This window comes from Nocardia sp. CA-135398 (assembly GCF_050955845.1).
Lineage (GTDB): Bacteria > Actinomycetota > Actinomycetes > Mycobacteriales > Mycobacteriaceae > Nocardia.
In genome coordinates, this window is the sequence record NZ_CP192084.1 from 7567536 (window position 1) to 7591804 (window position 24269).

Sequence of the window (24269 nt, forward strand, 5' to 3'; positions counted from 1 at the left end):
GGAACATTCCCGGCTGCTGAGGAGTTTCACCCGATCATGACCACCAGGCTCGAGCACAATGTCGCCGATACCCGCTTCGAGATCTATCTCGACGACACCCTCGCCGGGTACGCCGACTACGCCGAACAAGACGATGCTGATCTCACCCGCCCCGTCGGCTCCGCCGACAACCATCCCCCTAAGGTACGGGACTTCCACCACACCATGACCTTCCCGGAGTTCCGCGGCCGCGGCGTGGCCGCGCAGGTGGTCGAGTACGCGCTGCAGGATTCGCGTGCGCATGGCTTCGCCATCATCCCGACCTGCTGGTACGTCGAGAAGTACATCGCGGAGCACCGCGAATACGCCGATCTGGTCGCCTAACGCAGGTAGTCCGCGAGGATCGGACCGATCACCGCCAGGGCTTCCGGGCTGGTGAGTTTGTTGTGTTCGTGGCCGACTTGGTGGTCCGCGATGGTTCCGGTGACATAGGGTCGCCAGGTTTCGGAGTTGGGAATGAACCCGGGGCGGCTGTTGGTGCTGCTGAAGAAAAGTATGTCGCCATCGAAGACGGCCGGGTGGTAGTCGGCGCTTTCCCGGATCAGTTGCTGATAGTCGACATAGAGGTGCTCGAGGTCGGTGGGGGTCAGGGCCGCGAACGTGCCGCCTGCGGCGCGCAGGAGTTCGGCGGCGCGGTCGGCGAGCGCCACGTCCCCGTCGAGATTGTCGAGCAGGGCGGGATCGATACCGCCGAATTCGGCGAGCAATGCCTCCGGGGGCGGCATCTGGACGGCGCTTTCCGCTTCGACATCGGCGCGGCCGTCCATGAGGACCAGGGCCGATACCTCGGCACCGCGGCGCTGGAGTTCGACGGCGACCGCATGGGCGAGCGGGCCGCCCGCGGAGTAGCCCAGCAGGCGGTAGGGGCCAGCGGGCTGGGTCAGGAGCATGTGGTCGGCGTAGCGGGCGGCCCGTTCGGTGAGGGTGCCGTCCGGTTGGACACCGTCGGCCACGGCGGGTGACTGCAGGCCATAGATCGGGTGATCACCGTCGAGGTATTGCACCAAACCGGCGTAGCACCAGGCCAATCCGATGGCGGGATGGATGCAGAACAGTCCCGGACCCGTGCCACCCGGGCGCAGGGCCAGGACGGTGCGCAAGGCCGGATCGACGCCTGGCTGGTCACCCTCGATGATGCGCTGCGCCAGAACGGCGGGCGTCGGTTCACCGAACATCCACTGCACCGGCATATTGAAGCCGCTGCGCTCGCGGATTTCGGTGACGAGTCGAATGGCGACCATGGAGGTGCCGCCGAGTTCGAAGAAGTTGTCGTCCAAGCCGATTCGGTCCGTACCCAGTACGGCTTCGAAGGCGTCGACAACGAGGTGTTCAGTGCTGGTGACCGGCGGCCGGTACGGTAAATCCTTGCGCCGCACGGTCGTTGGCGGAGGCTGGTGCACGACCGTGCCCGGCGGGGCGGTGACATCGAGTTCGCCGATGACGACGGCCGGGTCCGCGGTGACTTCGTCGAGTACCTGAACGTATCTGCGCGTCAAGGTTTCCGCGGACGCCTGTTCGAAGAGATCGCGGGCGAAGGTCAGGGTTCCGGTGATACCGGCGGGTGCGCCATCGGCATCGAATTCCTCGGCGAGCATCCATTCCAGATCGTATTTGGCACCGACCGCCGCCAGCGATACCGGCGTTATCTCCAATCCGGGCAGCCGAAGCGGCTCGCGATCGAAGTTCTGGAACACCAGAATCACTTGGAACAGTGGCGAATGCGCGGTCGACCTAGCGGGTGCGAGCACCTCGACCAACCGTTCGAATGGCAGATCGGCATTGCCGAAGGCATCCAGATCGGCGTCTTTGGTTGTGGCGAGGATGTTTTCGAAGGTCGCGTCGTGCTCGATCCGGGTGCGCAGGACCAGGGTATTGACGAACATCCCGACGAGATCGTCGAGTTCGCCGTCCCCGCGTCCCGCGGTGACCGAACCGATCGCCACATCCGTGGCACCGGAGAGCCTGGTGAGCAGCACCGCGAGCGCGGCATGCGCCACCATGAAGACACTCACGCCGTGCCAGCGCGCGATCTCGCGGATCCGTTGCTGCACCGCGATTCCGATATCGAACTCGACCATGTCCGCGCGATGCGTCGCCACCGCGGGTCGCGGGTGGTCGGTGGGCAGCGCCGATACCTCCGGCAGTCCGTCGAGTGCACCGCGCCAGTACTCCAGCTGGCGGTGTGCCGCACTGTCCGGATCGTCATCGGCGCCGAGCAATTCGTGCTGCCACAGCGCGTAATCGGCGTATTGCAACGGCAATGGGGCGAATTGCGGCGCGGTACCGGCCCGGCGCGCGGCGTAGGCCAACAGCACGTCGCGGGTCAGCGGCCCCAACGACCAGCCGTCCGAGGCGATGTGGTGCATGACGACGATGAGCACCCAGCGCTCGGGTTCCAGGCGCAGCAGCCACACGCGCAGCGGAAGTTCTCGGGTCAGATCGAAGCCGTGCCCGCTGGCGCGCATGGTGAACTCGGCCGCGGTCTCCTCTCCGATATCGGAGACCACCACCGGGACAACGGCTTCCGCTGCCGGAAGAATCTTCTGGTATGGATCGCCCGCGGCATCCACCGGGTACACGGTGCGCAGTGATTCGTGCCGTGCGACCAGATCCGGGACGGCCGCGCGGAGCAGTTCCGGATCTAGATCGCCGCGGACCTCGACGGCGATGGGCACATTGTGCGCGGGAGAGCTCGGGTCGTAGCGGTTGAGGAACCACATGCGCCGCTGGGCTGCCGAGAGTGGGATGTGGCGTGGTCGCTCGCGTGGGCCGGGCCGCGGTCCGGGTGGGGCGGACGCGGTCCGGATCGCCTCGGCGAGGTCGGCGACGGTGGGCGCGTCGAAGACGGTGCGCACCGGGATTCGGGTATTCAGTGCGGCGCCGAGCCGGGCGACGATGCGGGTGGCGATCAGCGAATTGCCGCCGAGGGCGAAGAAGTTGTCGTCGAGGCCGACGCGGGCGACACCGAGCAGTTCACTGAAGGTTTCGGCGATCGCTCGTTCGGTGGGCGTCTCGGGCGCGCGATACCGGCCGCCGCGCAGATCGGGTGCGGGCAGCGCCTTGCGGTCCAGCTTTCCGCTCGCGGTTCGCGGCAGTTCGGTGAGCGCGATAATGACCGACGGGACCATGTAAGACGGAAGGCGCTGTGCCACACGACTCTTGAGCGAATCGGACAAGAATTCGGCACCGGGTACAACGTAGGCGACGAGCACCTCACCGACGGCGGCATCGGTGTGCACGCTCACCGCCGCCTGGTCCACGGCCGGGTCGGCGAGCAGCGCCGATTCGATCTCCCCGAGTTCGATGCGCAGGCCGCGCAGCTTGATCTGCAGGTCCGAACGGCCCAGGAATTCGAGGTCGCGGCCGCGCCAGCGCACCAGGTCACCGGTGCGGTACATGCGCTCACCCTGGCGGCCGTACGGGTCGGCGACGAAGCGCGATGCGGTCTGGCCGACACGATCGTGGTAGCCGCGGGCCAGTGCGAGACCCGCCAGATACAGCTCACCGGCAACGCCTTCGGGCACCGGGTGCAGCCGGTCGTCGAGCACCAGTGCGGCCATGCCCGCGATGGGACCGCCGATGGTGACCGCGTCACCTTCGTGTAGCGAGTTGCTCCCTGTCGCCCAGATTGTCGTTTCGGTTGGCCCGTAATCGTTGAAGTGCAGGCGACCCGGCGCAGCCCAGCGGGCGACCAGGTCGGGCGAACACGGTTCACCGCCGGTAATGATGACGCGCACGGTGTCGCATCCGGCGGGGTCGACCGAAGCCAGCGCCGATGGTGACAGGGCGATGTGCGTAACCTGTTCGCGTATCAGCAGTTCCGCGAGTTCCGGGCCGCCGAATGCGGTGGGGCCCGCGATGACCAGGGTTGCCGCCGGAGCCACTGCTATCAGGAGTTCGAGAATCGAGGCGTCGAAACTCGGTGAGGCGACGTGCAGGACGCGAGAGGCGCTGGTCGTCGCATTGCGTTTCTGTTGTACCGCAGCGAGATTGGCGAGACCGGCGTGGGTGACGACGACACCCTTCGGCCTGCCGGTTGATCCGGAGGTGAACAGGACGTAGGCCGGGTTCTCGGGCCGCACGTTCCGCGGCTCGATCGACGAACTCGCGGTGGCATCGAGTGATTCGATGAAGTCCGGGTCATCGAGGACGAGCCACCGCGTCGAATCCGGCAGACTCGGTTCGATCGAACTCCGGGTGATGCCGAGTTCGGCACCCGAGTCCGCAATTATCTGTTCGATCCGCTCGGCAGGGTAGCCGGGGTCGACAGGGACGAAGGCAGCGCTGGACTTGGCCACCGCCCATACCGCGAGGACCGACTCGAGCGAGCGGCGCAGGGCCACCGCGACCAGCGTTTCGGGGCGCGCGCCCGCGCTGATAAGTTTGCGGGCCAGTCGATTCGAGCGTTCGTCGAGTTCGGCATAGGTCATCGTCGTCGCGCCATCGACCACGGCTATGCCGTCCGTGTTCGCGGTGACCGCGTCGGCGAGCAGCTCTGCCAGCACGCGCGGTGGCCGCTCGATCGGTGCCCGCCTCGACAGCAGATCGCGGCGATCGGCGAGCGCGAGCAATTCGATATCACCGACGGGCACCTCGGGATTCGCCGCTACCGCGCGCAGCACGCGCAGCCAGCGTTCGGCCATATGCGCGACGGTCGCGCGGTCGAAGAGGTCGGTGGCGTATACGATCCGGACCGATAGGCCGGATGAATCTGTCGGCGCCACTGTGACACTCAGATCGAAACGGATGTTCTGCTGGTCGAGATCCAGTACTTCGGCGCGCAGATTCGGTAGCGCGAGTTCGACCGGCGCGAGGTTCTGCATCACCAGCATTGTCTGAATCAAGGGATGCCGGGAGGGCGAGCGGGTGGGTTCGAGCAGGTCGACGAGCCGCTCGAAGGGCACGTCGGCGTGAGCGAGTGCGTCGAGGTCGGTGCGTCGCACCCGGCCCAGTAGCGCGGTGAATGGCTCGGCGGCACGAATTTCGGTGCGCAGCACCAGGGTGTTGACGAACATGCCGACCACATCGTCGAGTTCGGCGACGCCACGGCCCGCCACTGGGGTGCCGATGGCAATATCGGTGGTGCCGCTCAGTCGGGCGAACAGCACCGCGAGTGCGCTGTGCAGCACCTGGAATCGCGTGCATTGGTTCGCGGTGGCGAGTTCATCGAGACGCGCGGTAAGTGCGGCGTCGAATTCGCGGTAGACCGTGCCCGCCCGCAAAGATGCTGTCGGCGGGCGGGGGCGGTCGGCGGGCAGTGGGAGTTGGTCGGGCAGTGCGGCTAATGCATCGGTCCAGTACCGAATCTGTTGGGCCAGTCTCGATTCCGGGTCGTTTTCGGAGCCCGAACGCTCGTGTTGCCACAGGGTGTAGTCGGCGTACTGAACCGGCAGCGGGGTCCAGGCAGGTGCCGCGCCGCCAAGCCGGGCCGCGTAGGCCCTCATCACATCGCGGGCGAGTGGGCCCATCGAGAAGCCATCGGTGCTGATGTGGTGGATTACCAGCACGAGTACGTGGGTGTTCTCCGCGAGCCGGAACAGGCGTAGCCGCAATGGCACCGCGGCGGTCACATCGAATCCCGCACCGACACAGTCCGCGATCGCGCCGGGCAGCTTCGCATCGGTGATGGAAATCGGATCTAGTTCCGGCACAACGGAATCCGTTGGCAGAATCACTTGATACCCGACGCCGTCGCGAGCCGGATATACCGTGCGCAGCGCTTCGTGCCGCTCGAGCACATCGCGCACCGCCGCTTCGAGTGCCACCGGATCCAATCTTCCGGTGAGCCGCAGCACGATCGGCACGTTGTAAGCGCCGGAATCGGGATCGTATTGGTTGACGAACCACATCCGCTGTTGCGCGGGCGAAAGCGGAATCCATTGTGGCCGTGCACCTTGCCGCGGACCAGCCATATCCATGGCGGCCGTGGCGCCGAGTCGCGCGGCGAGCGCGCGCACGGTCGGCGCTTCGAAGATCAGGCGGACCGGCACCGAAATCGCCAGGGCCGAGCCGAGCCGAGCGGCGACTCGGATTGCCGAGAGCGAATCACCGCCGAGTGCGAAGAAGTCGTCGGCCGCACCGACCTTTTCCTGGTCGAGCACCGTGCCGAAGACGTCGGCGACCACGCGCTCCCGCCCGACTGGTTCGACGTATTCGGCCACCGCCAGTTCGGGTTCGGGCAGTGCGCGCAGATCGACCTTGCCGTTTCCGGTCAGCGGCAGGTCGGTCAGTACGGTGATGGTCGCGGGCACCAGATGTCTCGGTAGGCGCTGGGAAAGATAGTCCCGCAACGCGTTCACGGTAAGTACGGCATCCTCTGTCGGCACCACATAGCTGGCCAGCACATGCGCTCCGGCCGGTCCCTGGCGCGGCACGGTGATAGTCGTCTCGACACCGTGGCACTTGCGCAGCACCGCATCGACCTCACCGGGTTCGACTCTGATGCCGTGCAACTTCACCTGGAAATCATTGCGCCCCACGTACTCCAGTCGCCGCCGAGACATACGCCTGACCAGGTCGCCGGTGCGGTACATCCGCTCACCCGACGTTCCGAACGGGTTCGCCACGAACCGCGCCGCCGACGGTCCCGGCTGCCCGACATAGCCGCGGGCGAGTCCGGGCCCCATGACATACAACTCACCCGTCGCACCGAGCGGTACCGGACGCAACCACGAATCCAGCACGGCCAGACCGGTTCCCGGCAGCGGCGTGCCGAGATCCGCGGGTTCTCCTGGACGCAGCGCAGCGGTGAACGTCGCTGCCACGGTTGTTTCGGCGGGGCCATAGGAATTCAGCAGCGTCCGGCCGTCAGCGAGGCGCGCGGTCAGCTCCGGCGGGCACGCCGCACCGCCGGAGACCAGCACCCGCACATCCGCGACCGCCGCGGCGGGCACCGTGGCGAGTACCGCGGGCGTCGAGATCACGTGGGTGGCATTGGATTCGGCGATGACCGCACACAACTCGGCACCGGCATTCGCCTCCGGTGGTGCGATCACCAGGGTCGCGCCGGTTTCGAAGGTGGATAGCCACACCAGAATGGCGCCATCGAAACTCGGATTCAGACTCTGCAATACGCGATCTCCCGGCCCGGCTCCGATGGCGGCAGCGGTACCCGTCACGAGCCCGCTCAGACCGGCATGGGTGACGACTACGCCCTTCGGTGTTCCGGTCGAGCCGGAGGTGTACACGATGTAGGCCGGGTGTGCGGCAAGCAGTGGCCTGCGTCGATCCGCGACAGTCAGCGATGGCGCGGCTGCCGTCTGATCCTCCAGCACCCGCCACCGAACTTCGTCCGGAAGTCGATCCCGCACCGTCGCGACGGTCACCCCGAATAGCGCACCGCAGTCGGCGGCGATATCGATGATCCGCTGCGCGGGCTGGGCCGGATCGACCGGCACGAAGGCAGCCCCGGTCTTCGCGATCGCCCACACCGCGACCATCCACTCCGGCGATCGCGGCACCGCGAGCAGCACAGCCGTTTCCGGTTCCGCACCGGCCTCGAGCAACACGCTGGCCAGCCGATTCGACTGCTCGTCGAGTTCTCGATAAGTCAATTCTGTTGGACCGTAATGGATTGCGATCCGGCCCGGTTCGATGCCTCCCGTCAGTATCTCGGGGAGCAACCGCAGCGGCTGTGGACGCGCGCGCAGTATGTCGCCGGGGTCGGCTCCAGTGACTGCCATGACCAGCTGGTTCGGATCCGATCCGAGCCGAGCGAGAATGCGGGCCAGCCGACTCGCCAGCGCATCCGCCTCGGCTTCATCGAAGTACTCGGCCGAATAGCTCATCACCAGATGCAGGCCGCCCCGGGCGTGTGCGGCCAATGCGAGCGGATAGTGCGTACCGTCGTAGGCACGGAATCCCCTGACCCGCAATGCCACCCGCTCGGCCGCCGACATGAGGGCCGCCGCATCCACCGGATACGACTCGAAGACGAGTGCGGTGTCGAACAGCGGCCCCAAACCGACTGCACCTTGAATATCGTTGAGCCCCAACATGTGGTGCTCGAGCAAGACGGCCTGCTCACGATGTACGCGCCCGAGCAGATCCGCCACCGACTCGGCCGGTGCCAGCGTGATCCGTACCGGAATGGTGTTCACCAGCATGCCGACAATGCGTTCCGCCCCCGGCAATTCGGGCGGACGGTCGGATACGGTGGCGCCGAATACGATGTCGTGCTCCCCCGTCAGCTCGGCCAGCAGCAATGCCCACCCGACCTGTACCGCCGTATTGAGCGTGACGCCATGCTCCGCGGTAATCCGCTGGAGTGCGGATACATTCGGTTGAGCCAAAGGGATGGCGATGGTCCCGGTGGGTTTCGACTCACTCGGGCCGCCGTCGGCCATGGCCGGAGCCCGCCCAGCGGTCACCAAAGTCGGGCCTGATAGGTCGGCCAATGCGGCGGCCCATGCGGCCCGCGCGGCGGTGTGGTCTCGCTCCGCCAGCCACTCCAAGTAGCGACGATACGAGACAGTTGGGCCGAATTCGGCACTGTCACCGTCTTTTTCGTACAGCGCGAGCAGTTCACCTAAGAACAATGGCATGGACCAGCCGTCGAGGATCAGGTGATGGTTCGTGATAACCAACCGGACATCGCGCTCGCCGCAGCGCACGCAGAGGAAGCGCAGCAGGGGTGGCCGATCCGGGGCAAACGGTTTCGCTAGTTCGGCGTCGGCGCGGCGGTCGCATTCCATCGCATCCGCTTCGATGTAGTCCCACGGCACGGTTACCTGCTCCTGCACCAGCTGAACCGTCGCATCGTCGCCCGGTAGGAAGGCCGTCCGCAGCGCCTGGTGCCGCTCGACGAGCGCGCCAGCGGCCCGCTCCAGCCGTGCGACATCCACTTCGCCCTCGAATTGGATCACCGCCTGCACCGAGTACCCGTCGGTGCGTCCGGCGGCCAGCTGTGTGTGGAACAACAGCCCTTGCTGCAGCGGCGCGAGCGGCCAGACATCCTCGAATGCCGGGTACCGCGACTCCCATTCGTCGATCTGCTGTTGCGTGGCGGATACCAGCGGCAGATCCGAGGGTGTGAATCCACCCGCATCCGGGGCACGCAGCAGATCGGCGAGCGAACTGAGTTCCGATATCCATTGCTGTGCAACGTCTTCCAGACCGGCCGCCGAGGACCTGAACTGCCAGACCGCCTGCAAGACAGGGCCTTCAGTAGTTTCCGAGGTCAGGGCATCGATGGCGATATCACCGGCCGCGGGCAAGTCCGGCGCGGTTCGCAACGACGTCACTATCGATTCCGGCAGCCATGGCCCCACATCGACGGCAGGCACCTGCCCGAGATAGTTGAACCCGATCCGCGGCTGCACGGCCGACAATCGTTCGCGCCCAGCCGGATTCAGATACCGCAATAGCCCGAATCCGTACCCGCCCCGTGGCACCGCGCGTACTTGCTCCTTCACGGCCTTCAATGCCGTGACCGGGTCGGCCGCGTCGACGTCCAACCGCACCGGGAATTGACTGGTGAACCAACCCACCGTCCGGGAAAGATCCGCCCCAGGCACCAACGCCTCATCCCGCCCATGCCGCTCGATATTCACCAGCACCGGTGTTCGATCCCCATGCCACCGCGTCACCGCGCACGCCAACGCGCTCAACAGTGCGTCCTCAATGCCACACCGCAACGCCTCCGGCAACCGCTCGAGCAGCGTCCTCGTCACCTCGACCGGCAGTCGCACCTCGATTCGCTCACGGGTCTGTCGCGATTCGTCCGTCAGGGGTTCGGGCTCGGTGTTGACATCGCGTGCCCGCGTCAGATCAACGGCAAGGTCTGAATCACCGCGCTCGGTCGCCTCAACCTGCCCGGTCGGCTGAGCGTGTCCGGTCTGCTGAGCACGCCCGGTCGGCGCTTCGATCGAATCGCCGCGATCACGACGACCGGTGTCCTCCTGCGGGATGGCAGCCTCGCGATCACGCCGCAACAGCGGATCCGGGGTGGCAAGGACCGCAGCCCAGTAATCCAGCTCCTCGACCACGGATTCCTCGGCGGCGGCCATGGCCGAAGCGTGCGCCCACGTTCGCATCGATGTGCCGACCGGCGGCAGTACCGGCTCCTCACCCGCAGCGATCCGGGTCCATGCGGCGATCAGATCGGCAACTACGATCCGCCAGGACACCGCATCGATGACGAGGTGATGCGCCACGATGACGAGTCGTCCGGGCCGCGTCGGCCCTGCGTCCAGCCACACCATGGCCAGCATCCGCCCACGCTGCGGATCGAGACGATCCGTAGCGTCTGCGACAGCCCGAGCGGACGCGTCCGGGCAACTTTCGGAATCGACGACCAGCAGGGTGTCCGCGTCGACCGCCCCCACCGGACGCACCTCGAGTTCCCCATCCACCAGAATCGCACGCAAGACGTCGTGCCGATCGAGGACGGCTTGTACGGTGCGCACCAACGGGATTCGCTCGATGCCGACGGGCAGAGTGAGCACCATCGACTGTGCGAAGCGGCGCGTATCGGTCGGCTGTTCGAGCAGCCAGGAAACGATGGGCGTGCGGGGTATCCGGCCGATCCCCGCCCCCGGCAGTTCATGCAGTACCGGGTGACCGGTAGGTGTCGAGACGAATCGGGCCAGGTCAGCGGGAGTCGGATGTTCGAAAACATCGCGGGCCGCGAAGATCAGTCCTTCGGCACGGGCCCGGGATACCAGCTGGATGGCCATGATCGAATCACCGCCGAGTGCGAAGAAGGACGACTCCGCGTCAACGGTCCGGCTGCCGAGGATTTCCGCGAAAATCGCACACAGCGCATGTTCGGTTTCGGTACCCACCGCGTGCACCGGTGCGGCCGCCACGAGCTCGGGTTCCGGCAGGGCACGACGATCGATCTTGCCGTTGCCGGTCAACGGCAGCGCATCCAGCACGGTGATCGATCCAGGTACCAGATGTCCGGGCAGCCGGTGTGCACAGAAGTCGCGCAGATCCGAAACATCCAGGCGTACAGGCGGTTCCCTGTGATCCACCGGAACCACATACGACGCCAACATCGAGCCGCCCGCGGCAGTGCGTCGCAATACCGTCACCGCGATCTCGACATCGGGATGCATATCCAGCACGGCATCCACTTCACCCGGCTCGACCCGCATGCCGCGCAATTTGACCTGGAAGTCGGTGCGGCCCAGATATTCCAGCACCGGTTCCGGCGCCCCATCGTGCTGCACATCGATCGGATGCTCCAGCTGCCATCGAACCAGATCACCGGTCCGATACATCCGAGATCCACCCGGCCCGAAGGGATTCGCCACGAAATGTTCTGCGGTGATGCCCATTTGCCCCGCATAACCCCTGGCCAGTCCAGACCCGACGATGTACAACTCGCCAGCGACCCCGATCGGCACCGGACGCAACCAGCGGTCCAGCACCAGCAGCCCGAGCCCTGGCACCGGGTGCCCCAGCCCCGACGGCCGAGCAGGCGTCAACCGGTCCGTGAAGGTCGCCGCCACCGTAGTCTCGGTCGGCCCATAGGAATTCAGCAATGTCCGCCCTGACCCGAACCGCGCGACCAACTCCGGCGGACAACTCTCGCCGCCAGTGGACACCGCATGCACCCCGTCCAACGCCTCGGTGGGCAGAGTCGCCAAAACGGCGGGCGTCGAACACAACTGCGTCACGCCGTAGTCCTGGATCACCCGCGCCAACTCGGTCCCGGCCGCCTGATCCCCCTCCGCGACCACCAATGTCGCGCCCGCCGAGAAGGCCAGCAGCAACTCCAGTAGCGAGGCATCGAAACTCGGATTCAAACAGTGCAATACCCGCGCCCACGGCCCCGAATAGAACGAATAGCGGGCCGCCGCGACCAGTCCCGCCAATCCGATATGCGAAACCACAACACCTTTCGGCACGCCGGTCGACCCCGAGGTGAAGACGACATAGGCCGCGTGCTCCGCCCGCACGACCCCACGCAGGTCCGCTGCCGCCATCGCGTCGGCATCGGCATCGGCATCGGCATCGGCATCGGCATCGGCATCGGCATCGGCATCGGCATCGGCATCGGCATCGAGCACGATCCACGTCATATCGTCGGGCAGATCTGGAAGCCGCTCCGACACGGTAATCCCCAGTCGCGCACCGCATTCCGCCGCTATCCGCGCCACCCGCTCGCTCGGATTCCCGGCCCCGATCGGCACGAACGCCGCACCCGATCGAGCCACACCCCAGAACGTCAGCACCGATTCGATCGAACGCGGCAGCGCGCTCAACACCGGAATATCAGGTCCCGCACCAAGCCTGATCAGCTTGCACGCCAACGAATTCGAGAGTTGATCCAGTTCCGCATAGGACAACGTCCGGTCGCCGCATATGACAGCGGGTGCGTCTGCCTCCGCAGCACGCAATCCCGCCTCCAGCACCTCGGGCAATAACCGCACCGCCGAAACCTTCGGTCCATGTACCCCGCGAAGCAGATGCCGCTCATCGTCGAGGAAGTACTCGAGCTCCCTGACCGGTGTATCGGGCTGCGCGGCGAGCATCGACTCGAACAGCGCGATGAACCGATAATGGTGCCGGGCAAGGGAATCCGCGTCGTACAAGTCCGGGTTGGCGGTGAAGTCGACATGGATCGGGCTGTTCGCGCCGTGCTGGTAGAGGTTGACGAACAGGTCCTCGACCGGCCCCGAAGTCAGTACATGCAGCGCTGTTCGGACACCGGTGAAAACGACTTCCGTCGGGAACAACATGATATTGAATACCGGCCCGACGAACCCACGTCCCGGCACCATATCGTCGGCACCGTGCCGGATCTCCTCGTGCCGGTACCGCTGATGCCGCAGCGCACCCGACACCTCGAGCCGCACCGCCGTGACGATATCGGCGACCGTGCTGTCCTCGGTGACCGCGATCCGCAACGGCACCACATTGGCCAGCATGCCGCCCGAGCGCCGCAGCATCGCATTGGTCCGCCCGGAGACCGGCAGACTCAGCACCACCTCCCGCTCACCGGTCATCCGCGCGTAATACAGCGCAAGCGCCGCCATCGCCAATGCGGCCGAACCGACACCGAAGCGTTCCGCCGCGGTATCGATCCGCTCGATCGTCCGCTGCGACAGCTCGATCCGATGCTGACGACCCAGTGCGTGTGCGGGCGCCACCGCATCCACCAGACTGCACCGCTGCGGCATGCCCGCCATCCGTTCGGACCAGTACGCCGCATCGGCGGTGAATCGCGTCGACGAGCGATAGCTCATCTCGGATTCGTGCACCTCCCGCAGGCTCGCCGCCGCCGCGGGCGGCGGCTCGTCACCCGCCAGCGCCGCGTTGTACAGCTCGGCGACCCGATACAGCAGACTCACCGCCCCGAAGCCGTCGAGCACGATGTGATGCGCCCGCGAGTACAGCAGCACGCGGTCGGCGCCGACCCGCAGCAGCGCCGAAATCGCGAGCCGGTCCCGGAGCAGATCAATCGGCGCCGCCACATCGGCGCGCATCCAGGCCAGCGCCTCGGCATATGGATCCGCTGCGTCACGGAAGTCCAGATACGGCGCTTCCGTGTCGACCCGATGGTCGACCACTTGATATGGCCGACCGTCCTTTTCGATCAACCGCAGTACGCCCGACTCGAATTCGTGCGCGGCCTGGCGACCCACCCGGGTCAGCACGTCGATATCCAGCGGTCCGGTCATCTCGATGTACTGCGCCTCGTACAACGGCACATCGGGATCCAGCTGCTGGGCGTACCACATGCCCAGCTGCGCGGGTGAGAGCGGGAAAACCTGAGTGTCAGCGGCAGCCGATGGCCGTACCGATGACAGGCCGTGCGACATGAGCAACCACCCGGATCAGTTACCTCGATGCCGCCCGACGGGGCACCGGTTTATCGTTGGTCCGAGCATGCGTCGCGTCGACCGTAACCCCCTCCGGCTCGATGTGATACACCTCGACATCCCTGATCGAACCCGCCATCAGTCTGCTCACCACAACGTTGCGTACGTACGCGGGCAGAGCGGGTGCGAACTTCTTGACGTAGGCCGCCATCCACTCCGGCTTCTCCAGCAGGAACGGGAAGTCGGTGGCCATCATGCTGCGCAGGACGAACATCGGAATCGGCGCGTCGAGCGGACGGTAGTCCTTGTTCCACAGCCCGGGCTCATCGCAACCCGGATAGAACTGACCGAGCATGAACCCGCGCGCCACGCACGGCGTCTTCAACTCGGCGTGCAGCTCATCGATCAGCGCGTAGTCCTTCAGGTCAGGCAACGCCGTGATCAGTGCGCGCAGGACCGCCGCGCCACCCTCGGTGGGCGGTAGGTTCTGATACAGCTCCATCGCGTCCCGCAGGACCAGCCGAACGAACGACGGCCATGGGCGCGCGCCGGGTATGCGGCCGACCCACATCAGGTCGCGCCGCATGGACGGGGCGACATACGGACAGACCGGACCGGCGCGGCCCAACTCCGGATCCTCCACCGACAAATGCTGCTCGGCCCACGTTCGGACCACGTCCATCACGGATCTCGTGAATGGACACGGCATCTCGGTCATGGACAGCGGGACCCAATTCATCCCCGACCGCGATCCAATTACGATCTTGGTCATATCCAAACCTCGTCATGCTTACGAAGTCGAGTATCCACCCTTGCTGGGTGTCTTTAGTAGGTAACGAGCCACCTAATTTATCGGTTCAACTTCCATGCGAAATTGGGTGAAAAACGCGTAACGCGCACCCATCCGTTGGAGACACACCTACGAGGGCCACACTCGGCGCGACCTCGTCAACGGAGGTCGCCGCCCTCGTTCGCGCCATACGCCGGGCGAATCAGTGTCGAATCTTTTTCACAATATTAATGTTCCGCGCAAGGTCTCGAATTGCTCGTGCCAAGGACACGGATAAACAACCGATCGGCTTCGAAATTATTTCGACGGTGCACAAAATTATGTGGGGTACCGCGGGCACAAAAAAGACCGGGTGTTCACACCGCTCGGCGCAGCGGCGTAAACACCCGGTCGGTATCGCGCTATCAGCCCCGCAGCAGCGCGCGCGACATGACGACGCGCTGGATCTGGTTGGTGCCCTCGTAGATCTGAGTGATCTTGGCGTCACGCATCATTCGCTCCACCGGGAAGTCGGTGGTGTAGCCCGCGCCGCCGAACAGCTGCACGGCGTTGGTGGTGACCTCCATGGCAACATCGGAGGCGAAGCACTTGGCGGCGGCGGAGATGAAGCCGAGGTTCTTTTCGCCGCGCTCGGCGCGGGCCGCGGAGGTGTAGACCATGAGGCGCGCGGCCTCGATCTTCATCGCCATATCGGCGAGCATGAACTGGGTGTTCTGGAAGTCGGCGATCGCGGTGCGGAACTGCTTGCGGTCCTTGGTGTAGGCGATCGCGGCGTCCAGTGCGCCCTGTGCGATGCCGACGGCCTGCGCGCCGATGGTCGGGCGGGTGTGGTCGAGCGTCTGCAGCGCGGTCTTGAAGCCGGTGCCCGGCTCGCCGACGATGCGGTCACCCGGCACCCGGCAGTTCTCGAAATACAATTCCGCGGTGGGCGAGCCCTTGATGCCGAGCTTGTGCTCGAGCGGGCCGACCACGAAGCCCTCGTCATCCTTGTGCACCAGGAAGGCGGAGATGCCGTTGGCGCCCTTCTCCGCATCGGTCACGGCCATGACGGTGTACCAGGAAGACTTGCCGCCGTTGGTGATCCAGCACTTGGAGCCGTTGATGACCCAGTCGTCGCCGTCCCGCTTGGCGCGGGTGCGCATGCTGGCCGCGTCGGAGCCCGCCTCACGCTCGGACAGCGCGTAGGAGGCCATCTCGCCGTTGACGATATCCGGCAGCACCTTCTGCTTGAGCTCCTCGGAACCGTTGAGGATCAGGCCCATGGTGCCGAGCTTGTTGACCGCGGGGATCAGCGAGGACGAACCGCACACGCGGGCGACCTCTTCGATCACGATGCAGGTGGCGACCGAATCCGCGCCCTGGCCGCCATAGGCCTCGGGTACGTGCACCGCGTTGAAGCCCGCGGCGTTCAGCGCGGTGAGCGCCTCCTCCGGGAAGCGGGAGTTGCCGTCGACGTCCTTGGCGTACGGAGCGATTTCCTTCTCCGCCAGTCCGCGGATGGCCGCACGCAGTTCGTCGTGGAAATCCTCGAGCTGGAACAGATTGAAATCGGGGTTCCCTGCCATGGGACACACTCCTGGGTTTGTCGGTCGTGATTGTGCTGGATCGGAGCTCCAACTGTCGGCACTCAGTGCCATACTTCGATCGAGTATATGCCCGGAAGCCGACATCAAGTGCGGTTACAGCATGGCACCGAGTGTCAGATAATGCATACTATGACTCCTGTCACAAGCTACCGAGCTGCCGCGTCACCAGATCGGCGACCTGCCGTGGCGGCATATCCCTCGGGAACACCGCGACCACCATTTCCGCCGCACCCGATCCGCCCCCACGCGGAATCGCCGCCAACTCCTCGCGCAGATCCGCCGCGCCCGCATCCGATTCGCCGCGCACCATGCGGCGCAGCAGGTAGTTGTGCGTGGCCGTCACCGCGGCCGTGAACTGCACCCGCGCCAGATCCGGCACTTCCGGCAGCCGCTCACGCAGGTAGTCGGTGAACAACCGCTCGTACCGGAATACGGTCACGATCTCGCGCTCTCGCAACGCCGGCACCTTGCGCACCACCCGATACCGCCGCTCGGCGATCTCGCGCCACTGGGTGAACCGCTCGAATACCTGCACCACCGCGGCACATACCGCCTCCCACGGATCCCCCTGCGCGGCCGCCAAGAACTGCGCCGCCTGCGCCAACTGGGACTCGTGATCGGCGAAGATCACATCCTCCTTCGACCGGAACTGCCGAAAGAATGTCCGCCGCGAAATCCCCGCCGCCTCGGCGATCTCATCCACGGTCGTCGCCTCATACCCTTGCTCGGCGAACAACCGCAGCGCCTGATCCACAACGGTCAGCCGAAACCTGGCCGCATCATCTCCACCACGCCCCCGAACGGTTTCCTCAATCGCCACCGCATCACCGTACTGACCCCGGCCGATGCGGGAAGCGTCGCAGTGCGGCCACGAGCCGAGCCGCCGCGCTCCGAGCGAGCCGAGTCGGTCGGTCAGCCGAGGAGTTTGCTGCGGAGCGCGTCGTCCTTCTCCAAGACCATGGCTTCCAGGCTGGACTGGAACCGCTCCATCCGGGCACGCAGGTCGGGGTCGGCGGTGGCGAGGATGCGGGCGGCGAGCAGGCCAGCATTGCGGGCGCCGCCGATGGAGACGGTGGCCACCGGGACGCCAGCGGGCATCTGGACGATGGACAGCAGAGAGTCCATGCCGTCGAGATATTTGAGCGGCACCGGCACGCCGATGACCGGGAGCGCAGTGGCGGAGGCGACCATGCCGGGCAGGTGGGCGGCGCCGCCCGCGCCCGCGATGATGACCTTCAGGCCGCGGCCCGCCGCCTCGCGGGCGTAGTCGAGCATGCGCTGCGGTGTGCGGTGCGCCGAAACGACGCCGACCTCGAAGCGAATATCGAACTCCGCCAAGGCGATTGCCGCGGCCTCCATGGTCGGCCAGTCGGAGTCGCTGCCCATGATCAGGCCGACTTGCGCGTTACTCACCGTGGGGATCCCATCCGTCGGTCCAAATGGCGTGCGACATCCAGTGCGCCGCGCGCTCGGCCTGCTCGCGCACCACGGCGACATCGTCGCCGAGCACGTTGATATGCCCGATCTTGCGATCCGGGCGTTCGCCCTTGCCGTACAGGTGCACCTTCGCCTGCGGCAATCTGGCGAAGAGGTGGTGCAGCCGCTCGTCCATCGACATGGTCGGCGCCTCGGCCGCGCCGAGAATATTCGCCATCACCGTGACCGGCGCCAGCGGACTGGTGTCACCGAGCGGATAGTCGAGCACCGCGCGCAGATGCTGTTCGAACTGGCCGGTGCACGCGCCGTCCATGCCCCAGTGACCGGAGTTGTGCGGGCGCATGGCCAGTTCGTTGATCAGGATCGCGCCGTCATCGGTTTCGAAGAGTTCGACGGCCATCGCACCGACCACACCGAGTTCCTTGGCCAGGTTCAACGCGAGTGTCTCTGCCTGCGCTGCCAATTCGTCGCTCAGGTCCGGCGCGGGCGCGATCACCACGGCGCACTGACCGTTGCGCTGCACCGTCTCCACCACCGGCCAGGTCGCGGCCTGGCCGAACGGCGAACGCGCCACCATCGCCGACAGTTCGCGCTTCAGATCCACCTTGGCCTCGGCGAGTAGTCGCACACCGTGCGCGAGTTGGTCGGCCACGATCGTCTCGGCCTCGGCCGCCGATTCCGGCATCCAGACGCCGCGTCCGTCGTAACCGCCGCGCACCGCCTTCAGCACGATCCGCCAGTCGTGTTCGTCACCGAATCGCACCGCATCGGCCACCGAGCTGACGGGTACGAAGGCGGGCACCGGCAACCCGAGGTCGGACAGCTTGGTGCGCATGGCCAACTTGTCCTGCGCGAAGACCAGCGCCTGCGGCGGCGGCTGCACGTTCACGCCCTCGGCGACCAGCGCTTCCAGATGTTCGGTCGGCACGTGCTCGTGGTCGAAGGTGAGCGCGTGCGAACCGACGGCGGCCTTGCGCAGTGCGGTCAGATCGGTGTGGCTGCCGAGTACGACCTCCGGGCTGACCTGCGCGGCCGGGTCATCCGGATTCTCGGCCAGCACCCGCAGTCGCTGACCGAGCGCGATGGCGGCCTGGTGCGTCATGCGCGCGAGCTGGCCACCACCGATCATGGTGACGGTGGGCATGGCGGCAGGATCGAATGAACGGCGGGACCTCACGTCGTGCAATCTTGTCATGTCCGAGCGCCATGATCCCTACCGGTACACTCGGGCCTTGTGTCTTTCGTCGACGACGTGGTCAACGTCCTCCCCAAGCCCCTGCGGGAGATCGCTTACCGCCACCACGAACTGATCAAATTCGCCATCGTCGGCGCGACCACCTTCATCATCGACTCGGGCATCTTCTACGTACTCAAGTGGACCGTGCTGGAGACCAAGCCGGTCACCGCGAAGATCATCTCCGGCGTAATCGCGGTCATCTGCTCCTACATCCTCAACCGGGAATGGTCGTTCAAGAACCGCGGCGGGCGTGAGAAGCACCATGAGGCGCTGCTGTTCTTCGGTGTCAGCGGCGTCGGTGTGGTGCTGAGCTTCATCCCGCTGTGGATCTCCAGCTACGTCTTCGACCTACGTCAACCCGACGTGAGCTTCACCGTCGAGAACATCGCGGACTTCATCAGCGCCTTCATCATCGGCAACCTGCTGCAGATGGCATTCCGCTTCTGGGCGATGCGCCGCTGGGTGTTCCCGGACGAAATCAGCGAACTCGTCGAGGAAATCGAGGAGATGCTCGAGGAAGAGCAGCTCGGCCACAGCTAGCGCGGCTCGGGGACCTGCGCGCCGTTGGGCGTGCGTTGTGATGCGCTGGATCCGAGGAACATCGCGAACAGCGCGGGGCGGCGGCGCTGCAATTCCAACCGTCCACCATCGGCCTCGATGAGCGCCCGAGCCAGAGCGAGTCCGACACCGGTCGAGCCGCCCGCGGAGAAGCCGCGGTCGAAGATATGCGGTGCGAGTTCGTCACGGACGCCGTCACCCTCGTCGGCGACCTCGACCACCACCAAGGGTTCGCGCTCGCTGACCGTGCGCACCGTGCGCACCGATACCGTGCAGGTGCCGCCGCCGTGCATCAGCGCATTGTCGACCAGCACGGCGAGTGCTTCGCGCAGCCGGGAACCGGTGATCGGCGCGCGCAGTGATTCATCGCCGATCAGCCGTAGGATCCGGCCCGCCTCGGTGAAAGGATGCGACCACTCCTCGACGACACCGCGCAGCTCGTCCATTACCGGCACCGGATCGCGATCGGCGGCATCCTCGTCGCGGGAGGCCCGGACCAGATCGTCGATCGCTTCGGTCAGGCGGTCGACCTGCGCCATCGCCTCCTCGGCCTCGTGCACCACGGCCGGATCGGCGTGCGCGGACAACTCGTCCAGCCGCAATCGCACCGCGGTGAGGCGACTGCGCAGCTGATGGGAAACGTCCGCGACCAGCGCGTGCTCGCGCTGCAGCCGCCCGGCGATCTCGACGGTCGCCGAATCGAGCACATCGGAAACCCGGTCCAGTTCGGAAATCCCGTGCCGTCGCGGGTCCGGCCGGAAGTCACCCATGGCCAGTCGGGCGGCGCGGGCCGCGACATCACGCAGCGGATCGGCGACCCGCCGCGCGGTGATCATCGCCACCGACACCGCCGCGCCCAGTGAGGCGAGCACCGCGAAGGCAACTACCGCGACGGCCTGGATCTGGCGCGTATGCATCGGCCCCGAAGGCACCTCGAGGCGCAACGACCCCTCGGTGCCCATCGCCAGCGATTCCACCACCGGATCGTGTACTCGATCCGCGCCGATATCGAGCCGGGACGCATTGTCCTGCGGGGCCGGATAGATGATGGTCAGCTTGCCGTCCTTGGGGATCAGCGGCCGCACCAGGCGGGTGTCGAGTTCGCCGAGCACCATACCGTCGCCGTGTTCCTGGTTGATGATCTCCGAAGCGATGCGCTCGAGCCGGTTCTCCAGATCGTTGCGGGTGATGTCCTCGACCCAAAGCCACGCAGTGTAGATCAGCGGAACACCGAGCACCACCGTGGTGATGGTCAGCACGGTGAGGATCGATCGCAGAATTCTGCGTCTCATATCAGTTGCGCCGCACCATCAATCGGTGTTCAGCCGGAAGCCGACACCGCGCACAGTGACGATGCGTCGCTCGGCCATCGGCCCCTCGTCACCGATCTTGCGGCGCAGCCAGGACATGTGCATATCCAAGGTCTTGGAACCGCGCAGCTCGGCATCGCCCCACACCTCGCGCAGGATCGTCTCGCGCGGCACCACCTGACCCGCCCGATCGATCAAGACCTTGAGCAACTCGTATTCCTTATTGGCCAAACCGACTTCGACGCCGTTCACCAGTACCCGACGCGCCGCGGGCTCGAGCCGGATACCGCCGACTTCGACCGCCTCGTCACCGATTCCGCTGCGCCGCAACAGTGCTCGCACCCGGGCGAGCAACTCGGCCAACCGGAACGGTTTGCCGACATAGTCATCCGCGCCCGCGTCCAACCCGACGACGAAGTCCACCTCATCGGTGCGCGCGGTGAGCATCAGCACGGCCAGATCGGCGCCGCGGGCGCGCACCTGGCGGCACACCTCGAGCCCGTCCATACCGGGCAGTCCGAGATCGAGGATGAGCAGATCGTGATCGCCCTCCAAGGCGCGTTGCAGCACCGCGGGCCCGAAGCGTTCCACGGTGACCGAATAGCCCTCGCGCCCGAGCGCACGCGAGAGTGGTGCGGCGATGGCCTCATCGTCTTCGGCCAGCAGTACAGCGGTCATATGCGGTGGTCCCAGCGCGGATCGTCGTCTCTGGATTCCTCGAACACCTGCCGGTACAGCAGCGCGTGCACCTGCTGCACCTGCGGGATGTCGTCGTATTCGAGCGGTTCCTCCGAGGAGGATCCGATGATCAGGGTGCCGGTGCCGAGCAGCCGGTCGAACAGCCCGTGCCGGAACTGCACACTGGAAATCCGGCTCATCGGGATATCGATGCCGGTGTGCGTGATCACGCCCTGTCGGATGAGCACCCGCCGGTCGGTCACGATGAAATGCGTCGTCTTCCAGCTGATAGTCCTTGCGACACAACGCCATACGATGATGCCGAGCCAGACGACCAGCAGCACGATCAGCAATACCGAACGGGTCGTGCCCTCGGTCCTGCGCCAGACCAGCCCCCCGGCGAATCCGGCCAACGCGGTTGCGATGATCAGCGTCACGATCGGCCAGAACAGCATTTTCCAATGCGGATGACGATGGAGTATCAACTGCTCGTCCGGGGCGAGCACCTCCTCCGGATAACCCATGCCGGAACCCTACCGCGAGAACATGCCGGAAAGCGTGGACAGCGACGCGTGCCGTGCTGCACAATCGGCACCTTGCGCCGTCGGGGCCTCGAGCGTCTCTCGAGAACCCTCGAGATTTCGCACAGGATCGCTCCATAGCCTCGATCCGACGGCAGCCGCTCGACCGGCGCTGTCGTCGACTGGCTCTCGTTTGTTCTGCTCAACGCTCTGCCTGTGAAAACACAAGTCCGGCTTGACAAGACGTCGAAAAACGAACCGTGGAGGCGTGTGTGACCAAGGATCTGACCCAGCTGGAAATCCTGACCGAACTCGAACCGGTGGCCGAACAGAATCTCGAGCGTCACCTGTCGATGGCCAAGGACTGGCACCCGCACGATTACGTCCCGTGGGACGAGGGGCGCAACTTCGCCGCGATGGGCGGCCGGGACTGGGAGCCGGAACAGTCCAAGCTGAACGAGGTAGCCAAGGCCGCGATGATCACCAACCTGCTCACCGAGGACAATCTGCCCTCCTACCATCGGCTGATCGCCGAGAACTTCTCCCAGGACGGCGCGTGGGGCACCTGGGTGGGGCGCTGGACCGCCGAGGAGAACCGGCACGGCATCGTCTTGCGTGACTATCTCGTGGTCACCCGTGGCGTCGATCCGGTCGCGCTCGAACAGGCCCGGATGATCCATATGACCCGCGGCGTGCCCTCGCCCGAGGACTGGGGCGGATTCCTGGTCAATGTCGCGTACGTGACCTTCCAGGAGCTGGCCACCCGGGTCAGCCACCGCAACACCGGCAAGGTCTGTGATGACCCCATCGCCGATCGCATGCTGCAGCGCGTTGCCGCCGACGAGAACCTGCACATGATCTTCTACCGCAACCTCTGCGGCGCTGGCCTGGATCTGGTCCCAGACCAGGCCATGGCGGCGATCACCAAAATCCTCACCAACTTCGTCATGCCCGGCTACGGCATGCCCAACTTCCGCCGCAACGGCGCACTGATGGCCAAGCACGGCATCTACGATCTGCGCCAGCACCTCGAGGAGGTGGTGCAGCCCGTGCTGAAGAAGTGGAATGTCTTCGACCGCAACGACTTCGGCCCACGCGGCGAACAGGCGCGCCAGCGACTCGGCGAATTCCTGGCGAAGCTGGAGAAGGATGTCGTCAAGTTCGAGGAACAGCGCGACCGGCTGCTCGCCCGCGAGGCGGCGCGCGGCATCATGCAACCAGTGTGATGCCGCGAATGTCGGTGCCGCACAAAAGGTTCAGCTGAGTACTCAGTAGTCGGCGCGCAAGTGGGTTACATCGGCGGCGGAGACGACGTGTTCGCCGATGCGCAGGCGGCCCGCGGTGTCGACATCGGTGGCGATGCCCTCGAGAGTCTGGCCGCCGGGCAGTTCGGCGCGCACGGGTGCGCCGAGGGTGGCGCAGCGGTCGCGGTAGACGCCGATCAGGTCGGTGGTGTCCCAACCGGCGTCGCGCCACCCGGTGAAGCGGCGGGCGAATTCGGTCAGCAGCGACCGCACGAGCTCGGTGCGGTCGGTGACCTTCGCGCCCGCCAGCGCGAGCGAAGTGGCATGCGGCACCGGCAGTTCCGCCTCGGTGAGACCGACGTTCAGACCGATCCCGACGACAACGGCGGGCGCCCCACCACCGGAGGCGACTTCGGCCAGGATGCCCGCGACTTTGCGGCCATCGATCAGCACATCGTTGGGCCACTTCAGATTCGCGTCCACACCGGCGGTCGCGCGCAGTGCGTCCACCACGGCGACACCGGTGAGCAGCGGCAGCCAGCCCATCGCGGCGGGATCGATGCCGGGCAGCCGCAGCAACACCGACATCGCTATCTGTGCGCGCGGCGGGCTGACCCAGCTGCGCGCGTGCCGACCCCGGCCCTGCTCCTGGGTTTCGGCGAGCAGTACCGCACGATCGGCTCCGACCTCCCCGGCCCGAGCGATCAGGTCCGCATTGGTGGACCCGGTCGACTCCACCACAGCGATGTGGGAGAAGAACGACAGTTCGGGCGACTCGGTGAGACTGCGCCGCAACTGCTCTGCATCCAACGGTGGCCTGTGCACACCGGCAGGCTATCCGACGAGGTCGTACTCGCGAATCGGTACCGCGACGGACATGCCGTCATCGGATTCCGCTTCGACCTCGGCCCCTGTGTTTACCCACCCCGTCGGCTCCGCCGACTGCCGTCCCCAATCCTGCGGATCCACTACGGTCGGCTCGGTTTCCACCGTCTGCCAACTGGTCCACGTGGTCGCCGAGGCATGCTCGGCGACTCTGCTGCTCCATCCCCACACGATTTGCTCCTCAGCTAGGTGTGCGTTGTCCTCCCGTGCAC

The 24269-nt window shown here is 65.9% G+C and carries 14 protein-coding genes; 3 read left to right on the top strand and 11 right to left on the bottom strand.

Translation table 11 applies throughout. From position 1 onward, the window contains the following. Positions 1–36: 36 nt before the first annotated feature. Positions 37–363 carry a GNAT family N-acetyltransferase gene (locus tag ACQP1T_RS33700; RefSeq protein WP_433757045.1) on the top strand — a complete coding sequence of 109 codons (327 nt, stop codon included), beginning with the start codon at positions 37–39 and terminating at the stop codon, positions 361–363. Here the strand turns inward: ACQP1T_RS33700 and ACQP1T_RS33705 are convergent. The 6 genes from ACQP1T_RS33705 to ACQP1T_RS33730 form a co-directional block, all read right to left on the bottom strand. Next, positions 360–13811: an amino acid adenylation domain-containing protein gene (locus ACQP1T_RS33705; RefSeq protein ID WP_433757046.1), complete on the bottom strand. Its 13452-nt coding sequence runs from the start codon at positions 13809–13811 to the stop codon at positions 360–362. The genes ACQP1T_RS33700 and ACQP1T_RS33705 overlap by 4 nt on opposite strands. A gap of 19 nt (positions 13812–13830) precedes the next feature. Next, positions 13831–14493 (bottom strand): DUF6875 domain-containing protein, encoded by a 663-nt coding sequence (locus ACQP1T_RS33710; protein WP_433757047.1) that lies wholly within the window; start codon positions 14491–14493, stop codon positions 13831–13833. A 512-nt stretch (positions 14494–15005) separates the two neighbouring features. Then, positions 15006–16166 carry an acyl-CoA dehydrogenase gene (locus ACQP1T_RS33715; protein WP_433757048.1) on the bottom strand — a complete coding sequence of 387 codons (1161 nt, stop codon included), beginning with the start codon at positions 16164–16166 and terminating at the stop codon, positions 15006–15008. 160 nt (positions 16167–16326) lie between these two features. After that, the gene (locus ACQP1T_RS33720; protein ID WP_433757049.1) at positions 16327–17007 is read right to left on the bottom strand and encodes a TetR family transcriptional regulator; all 681 of its coding nucleotides are present in this window, start codon (positions 17005–17007) and stop codon (positions 16327–16329) included. Between the two features lie 92 nt (positions 17008–17099). Then, the gene (gene purE, locus ACQP1T_RS33725) at positions 17100–17609 is read right to left on the bottom strand and encodes a 5-(carboxyamino)imidazole ribonucleotide mutase (RefSeq protein ID WP_433762469.1); all 510 of its coding nucleotides are present in this window, start codon (positions 17607–17609) and stop codon (positions 17100–17102) included. Further along, complete coding sequence (locus ACQP1T_RS33730) at positions 17593–18768, bottom strand: 5-(carboxyamino)imidazole ribonucleotide synthase (RefSeq protein WP_433757050.1); 1176 nt, start codon at positions 18766–18768, stop codon at positions 17593–17595. The genes purE and ACQP1T_RS33730 overlap by 17 nt, the downstream gene beginning before the upstream one ends. Before the next feature lie 90 nt (positions 18769–18858). Here ACQP1T_RS33730 and ACQP1T_RS33735 point away from each other — a divergent pair, with 90 nt between their 5' ends. Further along, positions 18859–19401 carry a GtrA family protein gene (locus ACQP1T_RS33735; protein WP_433680727.1) on the top strand — a complete coding sequence of 181 codons (543 nt, stop codon included), beginning with the start codon at positions 18859–18861 and terminating at the stop codon, positions 19399–19401. On the opposite strand, the gene ACQP1T_RS33740 is transcribed toward ACQP1T_RS33735, so the two are convergent. The 3 genes from ACQP1T_RS33740 to ACQP1T_RS33750 are packed head-to-tail and all read right to left on the bottom strand — an operon-like array spanning position 19398 to position 21931. After that, complete coding sequence (locus ACQP1T_RS33740; protein WP_433757051.1) at positions 19398–20711, bottom strand: sensor histidine kinase; 1314 nt, start codon at positions 20709–20711, stop codon at positions 19398–19400. The two genes, ACQP1T_RS33735 and ACQP1T_RS33740, sit on opposite strands and share 4 nt — an antisense overlap. Positions 20712–20729: 18 nt before the next feature. Beyond that, complete coding sequence (locus tag ACQP1T_RS33745) at positions 20730–21407, bottom strand: response regulator transcription factor (RefSeq protein ID WP_397031849.1); 678 nt, start codon at positions 21405–21407, stop codon at positions 20730–20732. After that, positions 21404–21931: a PH domain-containing protein gene (locus tag ACQP1T_RS33750; protein WP_433757052.1), complete on the bottom strand. Its 528-nt coding sequence runs from the start codon at positions 21929–21931 to the stop codon at positions 21404–21406. The genes ACQP1T_RS33745 and ACQP1T_RS33750 overlap by 4 nt, the downstream gene beginning before the upstream one ends. A gap of 269 nt (positions 21932–22200) precedes the next feature. On the opposite strand from ACQP1T_RS33750, the gene ACQP1T_RS33755 reads away from it, so the two are divergent. Continuing rightward, complete coding sequence (locus tag ACQP1T_RS33755) at positions 22201–23154, top strand: acyl-ACP desaturase (protein WP_433757053.1); 954 nt, start codon at positions 22201–22203, stop codon at positions 23152–23154. A gap of 42 nt (positions 23155–23196) precedes the next feature. Here the strand turns inward: ACQP1T_RS33755 and ACQP1T_RS33760 are convergent, their stop codons facing one another. Continuing rightward, positions 23197–23997, bottom strand: a complete 801-nt coding sequence (locus ACQP1T_RS33760; RefSeq protein WP_433757054.1) for a biotin--[acetyl-CoA-carboxylase] ligase — start codon at positions 23995–23997, stop codon at positions 23197–23199. Positions 23998–24006: 9 nt separating this feature from the next. Further along, entirely contained in the window at positions 24007–24228 is a 222-nt protein-coding gene (locus tag ACQP1T_RS33765; protein WP_433757055.1) for a hypothetical protein, read from the bottom strand. Positions 24229–24269 lie beyond the last annotated feature (41 nt).